We start from the raw sequence: 16,857 nt of genomic DNA on the forward strand, positions 1-16,857 counted from the left end.
GCGCCGGGCCCGCCCCACCGCCGGGGCCGCCGCCCGCGGCGCCCCCGGCGGGGCCGTCCGGCGGCAGGGTCGTGGTCGACCTGGCCGGAGCCGTACGCCATCCCGGGGTGCTGCGGCTGCCCGCCGGGTCGCGGGTGGAGGACGCGCTGCGTGCGGCGGGCGGCCCCAAGAAGGGCACGGACCTCACCGGACTGAACAGGGCGCGGGTGCTGACCGACGGCGAGCAGGTGGTCGTCGGGGCGCCGCGGGGCACCGCCCCCGCGCAGGCGGCGGCCGGTGGCCCTGGCGCACCCGGTGTGCCGGGTGTGCCGGGCGGGCCGCCGATCAGCCTCAACACGGCCACCGCCGACCAGCTCGACTCCCTGCCGGGCGTCGGCCCCGTGCTGGCGCAGCACATCCTCGACTACCGCACGCAGAACGGCGGTTTCCGGTCCGTCGACGAGCTGCGCGAGGTGGGCGGCATCGGCGAGAGACGCTTCGCCGACCTCGAAAAGCTGGTGCGGCCGTGACGCGCCGGGCGGATGGCACCGCGCGGGGGCTCGGGGGCGCCCCGGGACGGGGCAGAGGCGCCGCGACGCCATCCGGCGGGACCGCAGGGCGGGGCGACGGCGTCGGGCCGCGGTCCGAGGGCGCTGCCGGGCGGGCCACGCCGCGGCGCGGGGCGCGGCTGGGCCGGCCGCGGGGGCTGGGCCGGCCGCTCGGGGAGGGGAATCCGCGACCCGAGGGCCCGGCGGACCAGCGGCTGGTGCCGCCCGCGCTGGCGGCGTGGGGCGCGGCGGGGGTCGCGCTCGCCGTGCCCGCGCGGTGGTCGGCGGCCGGAGCGGGTGCGCTGCTGGCCGTGGCGGCCGTCCTCTGGACGCGGCGCGGGCCGAGGCGTACCTGGGCCATGGTCGCCGTCGCCGCCCTGTGCTGTGCCGCTGCGGGCGCCGTCTCCGCGGGGCTGCACGCGGCGGACGTGCGGCGCGGGCCCGTCCCACGGCTCGCGGAACGGTACGGAAGGGCCGCGGTCGAGCTGACCGTCAGGTCCGACCCCCGGCCGGTGCGCCAGAAGGTCAGCGGGGACCATCTCACGGCGGCGCAGGTGATGTTCGAGGCCGACGTGGTGCGGGTGGCCTCCCACGGCGGCCCCGCCACGGACACCAGGACACCCGTCCTCGTGTTCGTCGACGCCGGCCCGCGCCAGGGGGCCTGGCGGGCGCTGCTGCCCTCGACCAGGCTGCGCCTCACCGCCAGGTTCGCGCCGCCGTTCGCCGACGACCCGTCGCACGCGGCGCTGGTGCGGCCGGCGGCCGGGGGCCTGCCGCCCGCCGTGGCGGGACGGCCGTCCTGGCCGCAGCGGGCCGCGGGATCCCTGCGCGCGGGGCTGCGGCGCGCCACGGAGCCGCTGCCGCCCGACGCGCGGGCCCTGCTGCCCGGGCTGGTCGTGGGGGACACCTCGCGCGTTTCGCCCGAACTCGACGCGGCGTTCAGGGCCACCGACCTGACGCACCTTGTGGCCGTGTCCGGCGGCAACCTGAACGTGGTCCTCGTCCTGCTGATCGGACCGCCCGCGCTGGCGCTGCGCGCCGAGCGGCGGGGGCTCGCGGCCAGGCTCGGCATCCCGCTGCGGGCGACGGCGGTGCTCGGCGGCGTGCTCACACTGGCGTTCGTGGTGGTGTGCAGGCCGGAGCCGAGCGTGCTGCGGGCCGCAGCCTGCGGTCTGGTGACCCTGCTCGCCCTGGCGACCGGGCGGCGCAGGTCGCTGATTCCGGCCCTGGCCGCCGCCGTGCTGGGGCTGGTGCTCTACGACCCCTGGCTCGCGCGGAGTTACGGCTTCGCCCTGTCGGTGCTCGCCACGGGCGCGCTGCTGACGCTCGGACCCCGCTGGTGCGCCGCGCTGACCGGGCGCGGGGTGCCGGAGCGGCTCGCGGAGGTGCTCGCCGCGGCCGGCGCCGCCCAGGCGGTGTGCGCCCCGGTCGTGGCGGTGTTCGCGGCCCGGGTCGGCCTGGTGGCCGTGCCGTGCAACCTGGCCGCCGAACTGGCCGTCGCCCCGGCCACGGTGCTCGGCTTCGCGGCGCTCGCGCTCGCTCCCGCGGCCCCGTCGGCGGCGGAGGCCGCGGCACGCCTCGCGGGCCTGCCCGCCGGGTGGATCGCCGGGGTGGCGAGGGCGGGCGCGGCCCTGCCGGGCGCCGAGGTGTCCTGGCCGGGCGGCAGCCTGGGCGGGGCGCTGCTCGCCCTGGCGACGGCGGGCGCGCTGGTGGCGCTGCGCGCGCTGCGGCACCGGCCCTGGACGGCGGCCGGGTGCGCGGTGCTGCTGCTCCTCGCGCTGCTGCGCCCGCCGCCCGTCGTCCGGCTGGTGACGGGCTGGCCGCCGCCCGGCTGGTCGTACGCGATGTGCGACGTGGGCCAGGGGGACGCGACGGTGCTCGCGGCCGGCCCAGGCACCGCCGTCGTGGTGGACGCGGGGCCCGACCCCGCCCTGGTGGACGGGTGCCTGAGGGGGCTCGGCGTGACACGGGTCCCGCTGCTCGTGCTCACCCACTTCCACGCGGACCATGTCACCGGCCTGCCCGGGGTGTTGCGGGGGCGGGCAGTGGGCGCGATCGAGACGACGACGTTCGCGGAGCCGGCCGCGGAGGCGGCGTTCGTCCGGCGGACGGCCGCGGCGGCGGGCGTGCCGGTGGCGTCCGTCGTGCCGGGGGAGCGCAGGGCGGTCGGACCGCTCGCCTGGCGGGAGTTGTGGCCGCCGCCGGGCCCGGGTCCTGCGACCGGCGAGCCCAACGACTCAAGCGTCACGCTGCTCGTGCGGGTCCGCCACGGCCCCACCCTGCTGCTGCCCGGTGACCTGGAGCCGGCCGCGCAGCGCGCCCTGCTGCGGGGCGGAGCCCTGCCGCCCGTCGACGTGCTCAAGGTTCCGCACCATGGCTCCGCGTTCCAGGACCCGCTGCTGCTGCGGTGGTTGCGGCCCAGGCTCGCGCTGGTCTCGTGCGGCGCGGGCAATCCGTACGGGCACCCGTCGGCGCGGACGATCGCCGCGCTGCGGAGCGGGGGAGCGGTGGTGCTGCGCACCGACACCGGCGGGGAGATCGCCGTCACGGGGAGCGGGCCCGCTCTGCGCGCGGTGTCCCGGCGTACGGACCGGTCGGCCGCGTGAAAGGGGCGTCTGCCATCATCGGGCTGGTCGAGCGAGCGGACGATCCGATGTTCCTACTCGTCCGTACGTTTGCCTTGCACAGCTCAACAGTGTTCGAATGCCAATCCGTTCAGGGGCCCCGGGGCAGAACGCCCCGGGGAGTCCAGCGCACAGGGGTAGCCAAGATGATCAGCCGCTTGTTCGGTCGGCGGACGGCCGCGGGCCAGAAGAACAACCCGCTCTCCGGACTCTCCGTCCCTCCCGGCGCGGGCCTGCTGACCTGCCGTGTCCTCGACCCCGTGAGCGAGCCTGTGAGGCAGGCGGAGTTCACGGTCAGCGACGCGCAGGGACGCAAGATCGTCAGCGGGGAGACCGACCCCTTCGGCGGTGTCGCGGCCATGGTGCCCGTGGGCGAGTACCGGGTCGCGGTGTCCGCCGAGAGCTACAGCCCCTACCGGGCCAGCGCCTCGATCACCGAGGACAGCAAGCTCGCATCCCTGGGCGACATCACGCTCCAGACCGCGCCCTCGCTGCCGCTGCCGACGGCGGGGGAGTGGGAGATCGAACCCGCCCACTCCCGCATCGGGTTCGTCGCCCGGCACATCGGACTCGCCCGTGTCTACGGCCGGTTCGACAACTTCGCCGGCGCGATACGTCTCGGGAACTCCATCGAGGACTCCGCGATGCACGTGGTCATCGACGCCGCGTCCATCGACACCAACGTGCAGATGCGCGACGACCACCTGCGCTCCGGCGACTTCCTGGACGTCGAGAACTACCCGACGATGGAGTTCTACAGCGACCGCTTCCAGCACAAGGGCGGCAACAACTGGCTGATCACCGGCGCCCTGACGCTGCACGGTGTGACCCGCACCGTCGCCCTCGAAGCGGCCTACGGCGGCGTCCGCGTCGGCATGGAGAACGAGACGCGTGCCGCCGTGCGGGCGACGGCCGAACTGCACCGCGAGGACTACACCATCAACTGGCAGACGATGCTGGCGCGCGGCATCGCCGTCGTGGGGTCGAGCATCAAGATAGAACTGGACATCCAGATCGTGCCCAAGGGCACGGAACTCCAGTTCAAGTAGGAGGGCGCGCACCGGGGCCGGCCGGCCGCCGGGGGCGCGGGCGGGACGCATGGACGACGACGTGACACATCTGCTGGTGCTGCCGGACCGCGACGCCGCCGAGGAGGCGGCCGCCGGGTTCGCCGACCGGTTCGGCACCGGGGGCGAACCGCGGATCGTGCGGGACGCCCTGGCGGGCGAGGACGACGCCGAGGACGCCCAGTGGCTGGTGCTCGTGGCCGACCCGGACGAGCGGCTCGACCCCGCCGAGCTCGACGCGTACGCCGCCGTCTGGGACGGCTGGACGGAACGCCCCTGAGCGGCCCGGTGCCGGCCGCACACCGGCGGTGGTGCCGGGTGGGCGGGCGCGGATCAGCCGGCGGCGCTGAGGGCCGGGGCCCGTCGGCCACCGGCATCCGCAGGGCGGTTCAGGACGGGTACGGGCCAGGCGGACTTCTCCGGTGCCGGCGTGGTGGCCGTGGCCCACTCCGCCTCCGGCTTCCCCGGGTCGTCGGTGACCGACGCGGTGCCGGTTCCCGCCCGGGTCCCGAGTGCGCCCGCGCCGGGCTGTGCGCCCCGCGCGGGGCGAGCCGGACCGCGGCGGTGCCCGCCGGGGGCCGGACGGCGTTCGTGGTCCAGCGGCCGGGGGGCGCGTTCGACGTCGGGCTGCGGCGCGCGGTCGATTCCGTCGCCGTAGCCGAGGGGTGTGTGGGCGAACCAGCGGCAAGGGTCTCCGCCCACTGTGCGCGGCGGTGGTCGAGGGGGTGGGCATGGCTGCCTCAGGCGGCGGGCGGGATCACGGGAACGGGCGTGCCCTGTCGCCGAGTTGGCCGCGGGCGTACGGCCCAGGGCCGGGAAGCTGCCCGGACGGTGCCGCCCTGGGCCGGGGGCCGCGCTGTCGGTGGGGCGTGCCATGCTGGCGGGGATGGCCACCAGGAAAGCAACCAGCGACGACCCTCTCGCGCCCGTCACGCTCGCCGTGGGGCAGGAGGACCTCCTCCTCGACCGCGCGGTGCAGCAGGTCGTGGGCGCGGCGAGGGCCGCGGACGCCGACACCGACGTGCGGGACCTCACGGCCGACCAGCTCCAGCCGGGGACGCTGGCCGAGCTGACGAGCCCTTCGCTGTTCGCGGAGCGCAAGGTCATCGTCGTGCGCAACGCACAGGACCTGTCCGCGGACACCGTCAAGGACCTCAAGGCGTACTTCGGCTCGCCCGTCGAGGAGATCACCCTGGTGCTGCTGCACCCGGGCGGCGCCAAGGGCAAGGGCCTGCTTGACGCGGCCCGCAAGGCCGGGGCCCGCGAGGTGGCCTGCCCGAAGACGACCAAGCCCGCGGAGCGGCTGACGTTCGTGCGCGCGGAGTTCCGCGCGCTCGGCAGGTCCGCCACGCCCGAGGCGTGCCAGGCGCTGGTCGACGCGGTCGGCAGCGACCTGCGGGAGCTGGCGAGCGCGGTCTCGCAGCTGGCCGCGGACATCGAGGGCACGGTCGACGAGGCGGTCGTCGGCCGCTACTACACGGGCCGCGCCGAGGCGTCGAGCTTCACCGTCGCCGACCGGGCCGTCGAGGGCAGGGCGGCGGAGGCGCTGGAGGCGCTGCGCTGGTCGCTGTCGACGGGCGTCGCGCCCGTGCTGATCACCAGCGCGCTCGCCCAGGGCGTACGGGCCATCGGCAAGCTGTCGTCGGCACGCGGCGGCAGGCCCGCCGACCTCGCCCGCGAGCTGGGCATGCCGCCATGGAAGATCGACCGGGTGCGCCAGCAGATGCGCGGCTGGACGCCCGACGGGGTCGCCGTGGCGCTGCGGGCCGTCGCCGAGGCGGACGCGGGCGTCAAGGGCGGCGGCGACGACCCCGGGTACGCCCTGGAAAAGGCGGTCGTCACCATCGCCCGCGCGGCCCGCCCCCGCCGCTGACCCCTCCGACCCCGTACGACGCCCCCGCGCCCCGGCCGCCACCCCGGCCCCGCCCGGACCTCCCGGACCCCCCGGACGGTGGGTACGGCGAAGGCCCCGGCCGTGGGGCCGGGGCCTTCGAGGTCTGTGGAAGCCGCACCCGCGTGGCGAACGCAGTTCGAAGTGCGGTTCCGGGGCCGGAGCAGGGGCGGGAGAGAGGGGCCCGCCGGATCCTGTCCGGGTCGGTCAGGCGATCGGCCGGGGTCCTGTCCTGGGCGCGTCGCCCGGCGACGCGGCCCGCCTGCCGATCGGGTCGAGCACGAACGAGCGTCAGGCCTGGATGCCGTTGACGGTCGTGGCCAGCGCCGACTTCTTGTTGGCGGCGGCGTTCTTGTGGATGACACCCTTCGACGCGGCCTTGTCGAGCTCGCGGGAGGCGACACGGGCGGCAGCGGTGGCCTTCTCGACGTCGCCCGCGGCAGCGGCCTCGCGGGTCTTGCGGATCGCGGTCTTCAGGGAGGACTTGACGGCCTTGTTGCGCAGGCGCGCCTTCTCGTTCGTCTTGTTGCGCTTGATCTGGGACTTGATGTTCGCCACGAAAGAGCCTTTGCAGGTCCGGTGATGCCGATGATGGTGGTGACCGGCCGACGGCTCGCGCCGCCGGGCGGTGCGGCACGCGCCGACGCGCACGGGGGCACGGCGGAGCGAGACACAGCTGTTCAGGCTAGCAGCCCCGGTATGACCGGCCCAAATCGGTCGCAGGGCGTCCGCCGTGGGACGATGGAGCCTGCGTATCGATCCGCTCCAGATTCCGATCCAGATGTCGACCCGAGACGAGACGACGCGCCCCGAGGAAGGCAGCCGCGCGGAGACCCCTCCGCGCGCGGCACGGCCCCCGCGGGGCGGCGCGCCTCAAGAATCAGGACCCTGCGTGCCCGCGACCCCCGTCAACGTGCCCGAGCCCAGCCGTACCGACCCCGCGCTGATCCGCAACTTCTGCATCATCGCGCACATCGACCACGGCAAGTCCACGCTCGCCGACCGGATGCTCCAGCTCACCGGCGTCGTCGAGCAGCGGCAGATGCGCGCCCAGTACCTCGACCGCATGGACATCGAGCGCGAGCGCGGCATCACGATCAAGTCCCAGGCGGTCCGGCTGCCGTGGGCGCCCCGTACCGGCGAGGACCAGGGCAGGACCCACATCCTCAACATGATCGACACCCCGGGGCACGTCGACTTCACCTACGAGGTGTCCCGCTCGCTCGCCGCCTGCGAGGGCACGGTCCTGCTGGTCGACGCCGCGCAGGGCATCGAGGCGCAGACCCTCGCCAACCTCTACCTGGCGATGGAGAACGACCTCACGATCGTCCCCGTCCTCAACAAGATCGACCTGCCCGCCGCGCAGCCGGAGAAGTTCTCCGAGGAGCTGGCGAACCTGATCGGCTGCGACCCGGACGACGTGCTCAAGGTCTCCGCGAAGACCGGCCTCGGCGTGGAGGCGCTGCTCGACCGGGTCGTCGCCGAGGTGCCCGCGCCGGTCGGCGTCGTGGACGCCCCCGCCCGCGCGATGATCTTCGACTCGGTGTACGACTCGTACCGCGGGGTCGTCACGTACGTCAGGGTCGTCGACGGCCGGCTCAACAAGCGCGAGCGCATCCGGATGATGTCGAGCGGCGCCACCCACGAGCTGCTGGAGATCGGCGCCAACTCGCCGGAGATGCTGCCGGCCGACGGCCTCGGCGTCGGCGAGGTCGGCTATCTGATCACCGGCGTGAAGGACGTGCGCCAGTCCAAGGTCGGCGACACGATCACCGCGCAGAGCAAGGGCGCGGAGAAGCCGCTCGGCGGCTACAAGGACCCCAAGCCCATGGTGTTCTCCGGGCTCTACCCGCTGGACGGCTCCGACTACCCGGAGCTGCGGGACGCCCTGGAGAAGCTCCAGCTCAACGACGCCGCGCTGGTCTACGAGCCGGAGACGTCCGCGGCGCTCGGCTTCGGCTTCCGCGTCGGCTTCCTCGGGCTGCTGCACCTGGACGTGATCCGGGAGCGCCTGGAGCGCGAGTTCGGCCTCGACCTGATCGCGACCGCGCCCAACGTCGTCTACCGGGTGGTGATGGAGGACGGCAAGGAGCACACCGTCACCAATCCGAGTGAGTTCCCCGAGGGCAAGATCGACGAGGTCTTCGAGCCGGTCGTCAGGGCGACCATCCTCGCGCCGAGCGAGTTCATCGGCTCGATCATGGAGCTGTGCCAGAACCGGCGCGGCACCCTCCTCGGCATGGACTACCTCTCGGAGGACCGGGTCGAGATCCGCTACACCCTGCCCCTCGCCGAGATCGTCTTCGACTTCTTCGACCAGCTGAAGTCCAAGACCCGCGGCTACGCCTCCCTCGACTACGAGCCCACGGGCGAGCAGTCGGCGCAGCTGGTGAAGGTCGACATCCTGCTCCACGGCGACAAGGTCGACGCCTTCTCCGCGATCACCCACCGCGACCAGGCGTACGCCTACGGCGTGCGGCTCGTCGCCAAGCTGCGCGAGCTGATCCCGCGGCAGGCGTTCGAGGTGCCGGTGCAGGCGGCGATCGGCTCGCGCGTCATCGCCCGCGAGACCATCCGCGCCATCCGCAAGGACGTCCTCGCGAAGTGCTACGGCGGCGACATCTCGCGCAAGCGGAAGCTGCTGGAGAAGCAGAAGGAGGGCAAGAAGCGGATGAAGATGGTCGGCAGCGTGGAGGTGCCGCAGGAGGCGTTCATCGCGGTGCTCTCCAGCGACGACGCGTCCTCGGGCAAGGCGAAGAAGTAGCGGGGCGGCTGAACGGCTGAGGGCCTCCGGCGCGCGCGGCGCGGCGGGGGCCCTCAGCCATGTCCGGATGTCCTGCGATGTGTCCGGGCGTCGCGGCGCACACGGTTGTGTGGGAAATGTCGCCCCTCTTACGCGGTCGCGGCCGGACCCCTAGTCTGATTACCGATCGGTAGCTACTTGTCGGTCGGTCAATTAATTGAACGCCATACGTCTCATGATCAGAAGCATCGTGCGGTACGACCCGTACGGTTCCGGAGGAAGCCGTGAGCGACACCCAGAACTTGATCGAGAACCGGCCGCCCTCCGTGGCGACCCTCTTCATTGAGCGCGTGGCCGCCACGCCGGACGCCGACGCGTTCCGGTACCCCGTTCCTCCCGCATCGGGCCACGGCCCCGACACCTGGCACTCACTGACCTGGGGCGCCACCGCCGAGCGCGTGTACGCCATCGCCGCCGGCCTCATCGCGCTCGGTGTGCAGCCCGAGGAGCGCGTCGCCCTCGCGAGCTCCACCCGCATCGAGTGGATCCTCGCCGACCTCGGGGTGATGTGCGCGGGCGCCGCCACGACCACCATCTACCCGTCGACCAACGCCGACGAGTCCGTCTTCATCCTCTCCGACTCCGGCAGTCGCGTGCTGATCGCGGAGGACGCCGCGCAGCTCGCCAAGGTGCGGGCGCACCGCACGGAGCTGCCCGAGCTGACGCACGTCGTGGTGATCGAGGCGGCCGACGCCGTGCCCGAGCCCGGCGACCCCGAGGGCTGGGTGCTCTCTCTCGACGCCGTGGAGAAGCTCGGCGGGCAGGAGCTCGCCGCCCGCCCCGGCGTCGTACGGGAGCGGATCGACGCCCTCAAGGCCGACCAGCTCGCCACCCTCATCTACACCTCGGGCACCACGGGCCGCCCCAAGGGCGTGCGGCTCCGCCACGACTCCTGGTCGTACATGGCGAAGGCCATGGCGGGCACGGGGCTGATCTCCGCCGAGGACGTGCAGTACCTGTGGCTGCCGCTCGCGCACGTCTTCGGCAAGATGCTCACCTCCGGGCAGATCGAGGTCGGCCACGTCACCGCGGTCGACGGCCGCGTCGACAAGATCATCGAGAACCTGCCGGTCGTCAGGCCCACGTACATGGCCGCCGTGCCGCGGATCTTCGAGAAGGTCTACAACGGCGTCGCCGCCAAGGCGCGCGCGGGCGGCGCCGCCAAGTACCGGATCTTCAAGTGGGCGGCGGGTGTCGCCCGGGAGTCCGCGCGGGTCTCCCAGGAGAACTTCCAGCGCACCGGCAACAGCTCCCTGCCGTTCGCGCTCGCCGCCAAGCACAAGGTCGCCGACGCCCTCGTCTTCGCCAAGATCAGGGAGGCGTTCGGCGGGCGGCTGCGCGCCGCCGTCTCCGGCTCGGCGGCACTCGCCCCCGAGATCAGCTACTTCTTCTCCGGCGCGGGCGTGCCCATCCTGGAGGGGTACGGGCTCACCGAGACCAGCGCCGCCTGCTTCGTCAACCCGGGGCTCGCGCTGCGCACCGGCACGGTCGGCAAGCCCATGCCGGGCACCGAGGTCCGCATCGCAGACGACGGCGAGATCCTGATCCGCAACCCCGCGGTCATGGTCGGCTACCACGGCCTGCCGGACAAGACGGCCGAGGTGCTGGAGGAGGACGGCTGGTTCCACACCGGCGACATCGGGGAGCTGTCCACCGACGGGTATCTGAAGATCACCGACCGCAAGAAGGACCTCATCAAGACGTCGGGCGGCAAGTACGTCTCGCCGGCCGAGGTCGAGACCCAGTTCAAGGCGGTCTGCCCGTTCGTCTCGAACATCCTGGTGATCGGCGGCGGCCGCAACTTCTGCAGCGCCCTGATCACCCTGGACGAGCCCACGATCATGGAGTGGGCCGCCGAGCACAACCTCGGCGGGAAGTCGTACGCCGAGGTCATGGCCGCGCCGGAGACGGAGCGGCTGATCGACGGCTACGTCCAGCGCCTCAACGACGGGCTCCAGCGCTGGCAGGCGATCCGCAAGTTCCGGCTGCTGCCGCGCGACCTCGACATCGAGCACGGCGAGCTGACGCCGAGCCTCAAGCTCAAGCGGCCCGTGGTGGAGCGCGAGTACTCCGGCCTGATCGAGGACATGTACGCGGGAACGCGCGAGAGCTGACCGCGTCGGGCGTAGCCGGGCTCGGACAAAGGGCGGATCAGGGCGGGACGGATGTCCCGCCCTGATCCGCCCTCTTCCGTGTTTTCCGGGGGCAGGTATGCCGCATCCCCGCCCTTTTCGGCGACTTGCCGTACGCGGGCGGAGTCCGTCTGCCACCCTTGCCGCATCACACCGGCAGGGCGTGCCGTGGCGGTACGCGTACACGCAGCAGACAACCGGACGCGGGAGCCGCAGTGGGGCCCATTCCGATCCAGTGTGCGACCGACCCCGACGCCCCGCGCGGGCCGCTGTCAGGGGCGGCAGGGCCGCCGCCGTTCGTCCGCATCAGCCTGGAGAGCGATCCGGTCGCGCCCGCCGAGGCCCGCCGCCTGGTCCGCGCGGCCCTCGCCGAGTGGACCGCGCTCGGCCTGCTCGGCCCGTGCGCCTTCTGCGGCTCCGCGCCCGAGGGTGGCCAGGACGCGGCGTCCGCGGGTGCGCACACCACGGGGACGCCGCCGACCACGGCGGCAGGCGCGGGGCCGCTCGCCGCGTCCGGGCGGCCGGAAGCGGCCGGCGGGGCCGCCAGGGCCGCCCGGGCCACCGGGGCCACCGGGACCGTCGAGGCGGCCGGGGTCGCTGAGGTTGCCGGGACTGCCGGGATCGCTGAGGTTGCCGAAAGCGCCGGGGTGGCCGGGGCCATCGAGACCACCGAGACCGCCGGGGCTACCGAGACCGTCGAGACCGCCGGGGCTACCGAGACCGCTGAGACCGCCGGGGCCATCGAGACCGCCGGGGCGACCGCGGTCGGGTGGTCGGCCGGGGCCGCGCGAGCCGGTGGCGCGGCAGCGGCCGACTCGCGCGCGCGGGTCGATGGGGCCGCCGCGGTCGACGGTGCCAGGAGCGCCGGGGCGTGCCCGCAGGGCGGGCACAGCACCGACCTGCTCGCCGACGACGCGGCGCTGATCGCCGACGAGCTGGTCACCAACGCCGTGGTGCACGCGGGCACGACCGTCGAGGTCCGCTGCCGGCTGATGGAGCCCGCCGCCTGGGCGCAGGGCGCCGGGGAGGAGGAGTCGCCCGCGCTGCTCGTGGAGGTCTCCGACCACCACCCCGCGCGCTCGCCCGCCGACCCCGGGACGCCGTACCGCCGCTCGGGCCCGTACACGGTGGAGTACGGCCGCGGCCTCCAGATCGTCGCGTCGCTCGCGGAGCGGTGGGGCGTCACCTACCGCACCGGGCTCAAGACGGTGTGGGCGAGGATCGCGCTCGACGGCAGCGGCGCGGCGGCACGGCTGTCGCCGCGCCCGGGGCCCGAGGACGCCGGGCAGTCCCCGCAGAGTACGGAGAGCGCGGCCGGCGGGGAGGCCGCGCGGGGCGGACCGGGCGCCCGCGGCGAGGCCGAGTGGCGCGGGCACGGCGCCCTGTCGCTCCTCGCCGAGACCTCCGACCTGCTCGCCGGGCAGCTGGACGAGGAGACGGTGGCCGCGCTCGCCGGGCAGCTGCTGGTGCCCAGGCTCGCGACCTGGTGCGCCGTCTGGCTCGACGGCAGCGGCACCTCGGCCCGGCTCGCCGGGGTCTGGCACGCGGAGGAAGCGCGGCTCGACGCGCTGCGCGCGGCGCTGGAGAAGGACCCGCCGGGGCCCGCCGACCCGCCGTACCCGGGCCCCGTCGAGGTCCCGGCGCCGGGCGCCGCCGAGCGGGCGCCGGACGGCACGGGCGCAGGCGAGGAGGGCGTCGCGCTCTCCTGCCGCCTCGTCACCAACGGCAGACCCGTGGGCACCCTGCTGCTCGGCAGACCCGGCAAGGCACCGGTGGCCGACGAGATCGTCGAACTCGTGGAGGACTTCGCGCGCCGGGTCGCGCTCGCCGTCGGCGCGGCCCGCCGCTACACCCGGCAGGCCACCATCAGCCGCGTCCTCCAGCGCGGCCTGCTGCCCAGCAGGGTCGCGAAAATCCCCGGCGTCGCGAGCGCCCTGGTGTACGAGCCGAGCGACGAGGGCCTCGCGGGCGGCGACTTCTACGACGTGTTCCACTGCCCGGGCGACCGCTGGTGCTTCATGCTCGGCGACGTGCAGGGCAGCGGCCCCGAGGCGGCCGTCGTCACCGGCCTCGCCCGGCCCTGGCTGCGGCTGCTCGGCCGCGAGGGCTACCGGGTGGGCGAGGTGCTCGACCGGCTCAACCGGCTGCTGCTCGACGACGCGACCGAGGCCGCGGAGGCGGCGTCCGCGATGGCGGTGGCGAGCGCCGCGGAGACCATGGCGGCGGGCGAGGCGGTCGCCGCGGGCCTCCCGCCGGCCGGGGCTCCGCGCGAACTGCCCGCCGCCGAGGGCTACCACCCGCGCTTTCTCTCCCTGCTGTACGGGGAGTTCGTGCCACTGCCCGCGGGCGGCGCCCGCTGCACGGTGGCGAGCGCGGGCCACCCGCTGCCGCTGCTGCTGCGGCCCGACGGGACGGTGCGGCCGGCCGCCGAGCCGCAGCTGCTGCTGGGGATCGCGGAGAACACCCCGTACGAGAGCCAGACCTTCGACCTGGCGCCGGGCGACACCCTGCTGTGTGTGACGGACGGGGTGACCGAGCGCCGCTCCGGCGGCCGGATGCTCGACGACTCCGACGGGCTCGCCCACGCGCTCGCGGCCTGCGCGGGGCTCCCGGCGGAGGGCGTCGCCGAGCACATCCGCCGCCTGGTCCACGGCTTCGACGCCGCGCCCCCCGACGACGACCTGGCGCTCCTGGCCTTCCAGGCCGAGTGAGGCCGGGCGCCCCGGCGCACGGTGGCGGGGGAGTCCGCCGGGGTGCGGGACAATGGGCGCATGCCCTCCGCACTGCCAGACGGCGACCCCGTGCCCGAGACCGGTGAGCTGCCCGCGTCCGCGCTCGACGGCGCGGGCGACCGGCCGCTCGGGTTCTACCTGCACGTTCCGTACTGCGCCACGCGCTGCGGCTACTGCGACTTCAACACGTACACGGCGACCGAGCTGCGCGGCTCCGGCGGAGTGCTCGCCTCCCGGGACAACTACGCGGGCACCCTGGCCGACGAGGTCCGCCTGGCCCGCAAGGTGCTGGGCGACGACCCGCGCGAGGTGCGCACGGTGTTCGTCGGCGGTGGCACGCCGACCCTGCTCGACCCCGCCGACCTGGTGCGGATGCTCGACGCCGTCCGTGACGAGTTCGGGCTCGCCGACGACGCGGAGGTCACCACGGAGGCCAACCCGGAGTCCGTGGACCCGGCCTTTCTGGCGGCGCTGCGCGAGGGCGGCTTCAACCGCGTCTCGTTCGGCATGCAGAGCGCGCGCCAGGACGTGCTGCGCGTCCTCGACCGGACCCACACGCCGGGACGCCCCGAGGCGTGCGTCGCCGAGGCGCGTGCCGCCGGGTTCGAGCACGTCAACCTCGACCTGATCTACGGCACGCCGGGGGAGAGCGACGACGACTGGCGCGCCTCGCTCGACGCGGCGATCGGCGCGGGACCCGACCATGTCTCCGCGTACGCGCTGATCGTGGAGGAGGGCACCAGGCTCGCCGCGCGCATCCGCCGCGGCGAGGTCCCGATGACCGACGACGACGAGCACGCCGACCGCTACCTGATCGCGGACGAGGCGCTGTCCGCCGCGGGCTTCGGCTGGTACGAGGTCTCCAACTGGGCCACCTCACAGGCCGCGCGCTGCCTGCACAACGAGCTGTACTGGCGCGGCGCCGACTGGTGGGGCGCGGGCCCCGGCGCGCACAGCCACGTCGGGGGAGTGCGCTGGTGGAACGTGAAGCACCCCGGCGCGTACGCGGCGGCGCTCGCGCAGGGGCGTTCCCCCGGCGCGGGCCGCGAGCTGCTGGGCGCGGAGGACCGCAGGGTCGAGCGGATCATGCTGGAGCTGCGGCTGCGCGAGGGCGCACCGCTCACCCTGCTGCGCGCCGAGGGGCGGCGCGCGGCCGAGCGGCACGTGCGGGAGGGGCTGCTCGCGGCCGGTCCCTACGCGGCGGGCCGCGCGGTCCTGACCCTGCGCGGGCGCCTGCTCGCCGACGCGGTCGTCAGGGACCTGGTGGACTGACCGCGTCGGCGCCGGCTCAGGGCCCCGCGGGCCCGCCGATCGTCACGAAGTCGATCAACTCCTCGACCCGGCCCAGGAGTTCGGGCTCCAGGTCGCGGTACGAGCGGACCGAGGCGAGGATGCGCTGCCAGGCGGCCCCGGTGTTCTCCGGCCAGCCGAGCGCACGGCACACGCCCGTCTTCCAGTCCTCGCCGCGCGGCACCCGGGGCCAGGCCCCGATGCCCACGGAGGACGGCTTCACCGCCTCCCACACGTCGATGTACGGGTGGCCCACCACGAGCACGCCGTCGCCCGACGCCTCCGCGGCGATGCGGGACTCCTTGCTGCCGGGCACCAGGTGGTCGACGAGCACGCCGAGGCGCGCTTCGGGCCCCGGAGCGAAGTCCGCGACGATCGCGGGCAGGTCGTCCACGCCGCCGAGGTACTCCACGACGACGCCCTCCACCCGCAGGTCGTCGCCCCACACCTTCTCGACCAGCTCGGCGTCGTGCCGGCCCTCGACATAGATGCGGCCCGCGCGCGCCACCCGGGCCCGCGCGCCGGGCACCGCGACCGAGCCGGAGGCCGTAGTGGCGGGCGCCCTACGGCCCGCGCCCGCCGCCGGGCGCACCAGCGTCACCGGCTTGCCCTCCAGCAGGAAGGCCGCGGGCTCCATGGGGAAGACCCGGTGCTTGCCGAAGCGGTCCTCCAGGGTGACCGTGGGGCCCTGCGCGGTCTTCTCGCAGCGGATCACCGCGCCGCAGAACCCGGTCGACACCTCCTCCACGACGAGGTCGGGCTCCGCTGGAACCTCGGGCACGGGCGTGGAGCGCTTCCACGGGGGCGTCAGATCAGGGCTGTAACTCCGCACGGCCCGACCCTATGCCGATCACCGCCCGATGTCCCGGTCCCGCAGCAGCGCGCTGCCACCCGCCCGTGCGCGTCCCCACCCGCGCCCGGCCCCGGCACGCGGACGCCGGTCCTGCGCCTGCGCCGCGCGCTGCCGTCCGCCCCTGGGGAGTTCACACACCGCCCCGCGCCGGCGCGTCACGCTGGGCCCGTACGAACGCCGCGTCCACCACCGCGCCGTGCCCCGGCACGTACAGCGCGTCCTCGCCGCCCAGGCGGAGCAGGACGTCGAGCGCGGCCGGCCAGCGGTCCGGCACCGCGTCGGGCCCCGCCTGCGGCGGCCCTGACTCCTCCACCAGGTCGCCGCAGAACAGCACCGCGGGGCCGGCCGCGGGGTGTACCAGCACGGCCAGGTCGCAGGCGGTGTGGCCGGGGCCCGCGTCGACGAGCAGGACCCGCGTGCCGCCGCCGAGGTCGAGTCCGTACGGCTCCTCCCCGACCTCGCGCACCCGCGGCGCGCCGGGCCCGAGGCCGTCCACCGCGGCCCGCGCGGCGGCCGCGGGCACGCCGTGGCGCACGGCGTCCGCGTACAGCGCGGCCCGGCCCGCCGCGCCGCCCAGCGCCTCCGCCAGGCCGGCGGCCCCCGCCACCTCGGCGCCGGGGAACGCGCCCGCGCCCAGTACATGGTCGAAGTGCGGGTGGGTCAGGGCGAGATGCCGCACGGGCGCGCCGTCGGCGAGCCGCAGCGCCGCGTCCCGCACCGCCGCCCCCTGCCGCGGCGTGCCGCCCGCGTCGACGAGCAGCGCCCCGGCGTCGCCCGTCACCAGCCCCACCGTGCAGTCCCAGCCGGGCAGCCTGCACCGGTGCACACCGGGCGCGAGCCGCTGCCAGCCGTCCGGGCCAGGCGCCCCCGGCTCCCCGTCCATCCGACGCCTCCGCCTCTTGCGCTTCTTATGGTTCTTGCGGTTCTTACGGTTCATG

Annotated in this window: 12 protein-coding genes; 9 read left to right on the plus strand and 3 right to left on the minus strand. The window is 75.1% G+C overall.

The genetic code is table 11. The features are described from left to right. The 5 genes from ABEA77_RS16865 to holA all read left to right on the plus strand — a co-directional run. Positions 1-509, plus strand: a 509-nt coding sequence (locus ABEA77_RS16865) for a ComEA family DNA-binding protein (RefSeq protein ID WP_345647664.1), incomplete at its 5' end; no start/stop codon positions are given. Positions 510-685: 176 nt separating this feature from the next. Then, positions 686-3,133 (plus strand): ComEC/Rec2 family competence protein, encoded by a 2,448-nt coding sequence (locus tag ABEA77_RS16870; RefSeq protein WP_425588299.1) that lies wholly within the window; start codon positions 686-688, stop codon positions 3,131-3,133. Between the two features lie 164 nt (positions 3,134-3,297). Further along, the gene (locus tag ABEA77_RS16875) at positions 3,298-4,200 is read left to right on the plus strand and encodes a YceI family protein (protein ID WP_345647666.1); all 903 of its coding nucleotides are present in this window, start codon (positions 3,298-3,300) and stop codon (positions 4,198-4,200) included. Between the two features lie 49 nt (positions 4,201-4,249). After that, the gene (locus ABEA77_RS16880) at positions 4,250-4,498 is read left to right on the plus strand and encodes a hypothetical protein (protein WP_345647668.1); all 249 of its coding nucleotides are present in this window, start codon (positions 4,250-4,252) and stop codon (positions 4,496-4,498) included. A gap of 606 nt (positions 4,499-5,104) precedes the next feature. Then, positions 5,105-6,091: a DNA polymerase III subunit delta gene (holA, locus tag ABEA77_RS16885; RefSeq protein WP_345647670.1), complete on the plus strand. Its 987-nt coding sequence runs from the start codon at positions 5,105-5,107 to the stop codon at positions 6,089-6,091. A gap of 309 nt (positions 6,092-6,400) precedes the next feature. Here holA and rpsT read toward each other — a convergent pair whose 3' ends face one another. Next, on the minus strand, positions 6,401-6,667 hold the full coding sequence (gene rpsT, locus ABEA77_RS16890; protein ID WP_345647672.1) for a 30S ribosomal protein S20: 267 nt from the start codon (positions 6,665-6,667) through the stop codon (positions 6,401-6,403). 334 nt (positions 6,668-7,001) lie between these two features. Between rpsT and lepA the strand changes: the two genes are divergently transcribed. The 4 genes from lepA (at position 7,002) to hemW (ending at position 15,048) form a co-directional block, all read left to right on the plus strand. Then, positions 7,002-8,873, plus strand: a complete 1,872-nt coding sequence (gene lepA / locus ABEA77_RS16895) for a translation elongation factor 4 (RefSeq protein ID WP_345647675.1) — start codon at positions 7,002-7,004, stop codon at positions 8,871-8,873. A gap of 263 nt (positions 8,874-9,136) precedes the next feature. After that, on the plus strand, positions 9,137-11,026 hold the full coding sequence (locus ABEA77_RS16900) for an AMP-dependent synthetase/ligase (protein ID WP_345647678.1): 1,890 nt from the start codon (positions 9,137-9,139) through the stop codon (positions 11,024-11,026). A gap of 758 nt (positions 11,027-11,784) precedes the next feature. Continuing rightward, positions 11,785-13,755: a SpoIIE family protein phosphatase gene (locus ABEA77_RS16905; protein ID WP_425588300.1), complete on the plus strand. Its 1,971-nt coding sequence runs from the start codon at positions 11,785-11,787 to the stop codon at positions 13,753-13,755. 60 nt (positions 13,756-13,815) lie between these two features. Next, positions 13,816-15,048: a radical SAM family heme chaperone HemW gene (gene hemW / locus ABEA77_RS16910; protein ID WP_345647684.1), complete on the plus strand. Its 1,233-nt coding sequence runs from the start codon at positions 13,816-13,818 to the stop codon at positions 15,046-15,048. Between the two features lie 16 nt (positions 15,049-15,064). On the opposite strand, the gene ABEA77_RS16915 is transcribed toward hemW, so the two are convergent. Together ABEA77_RS16915 and ABEA77_RS16920 are read right to left on the minus strand one after the other, a co-directional pair. Further along, the gene (locus ABEA77_RS16915) at positions 15,065-15,898 is read right to left on the minus strand and encodes a DUF3097 domain-containing protein (RefSeq protein ID WP_345647687.1); all 834 of its coding nucleotides are present in this window, start codon (positions 15,896-15,898) and stop codon (positions 15,065-15,067) included. A gap of 151 nt (positions 15,899-16,049) precedes the next feature. Beyond that, positions 16,050-16,802, minus strand: a complete 753-nt coding sequence (locus tag ABEA77_RS16920; protein WP_345647690.1) for an MBL fold metallo-hydrolase — start codon at positions 16,800-16,802, stop codon at positions 16,050-16,052. Between the last annotated feature and the right edge of the window lie 55 nt (positions 16,803-16,857).

This window comes from Streptomyces tremellae (genome assembly GCF_039540215.1).
Taxonomy (GTDB): domain Bacteria; phylum Actinomycetota; class Actinomycetes; order Streptomycetales; family Streptomycetaceae; genus Streptomyces; species Streptomyces tremellae.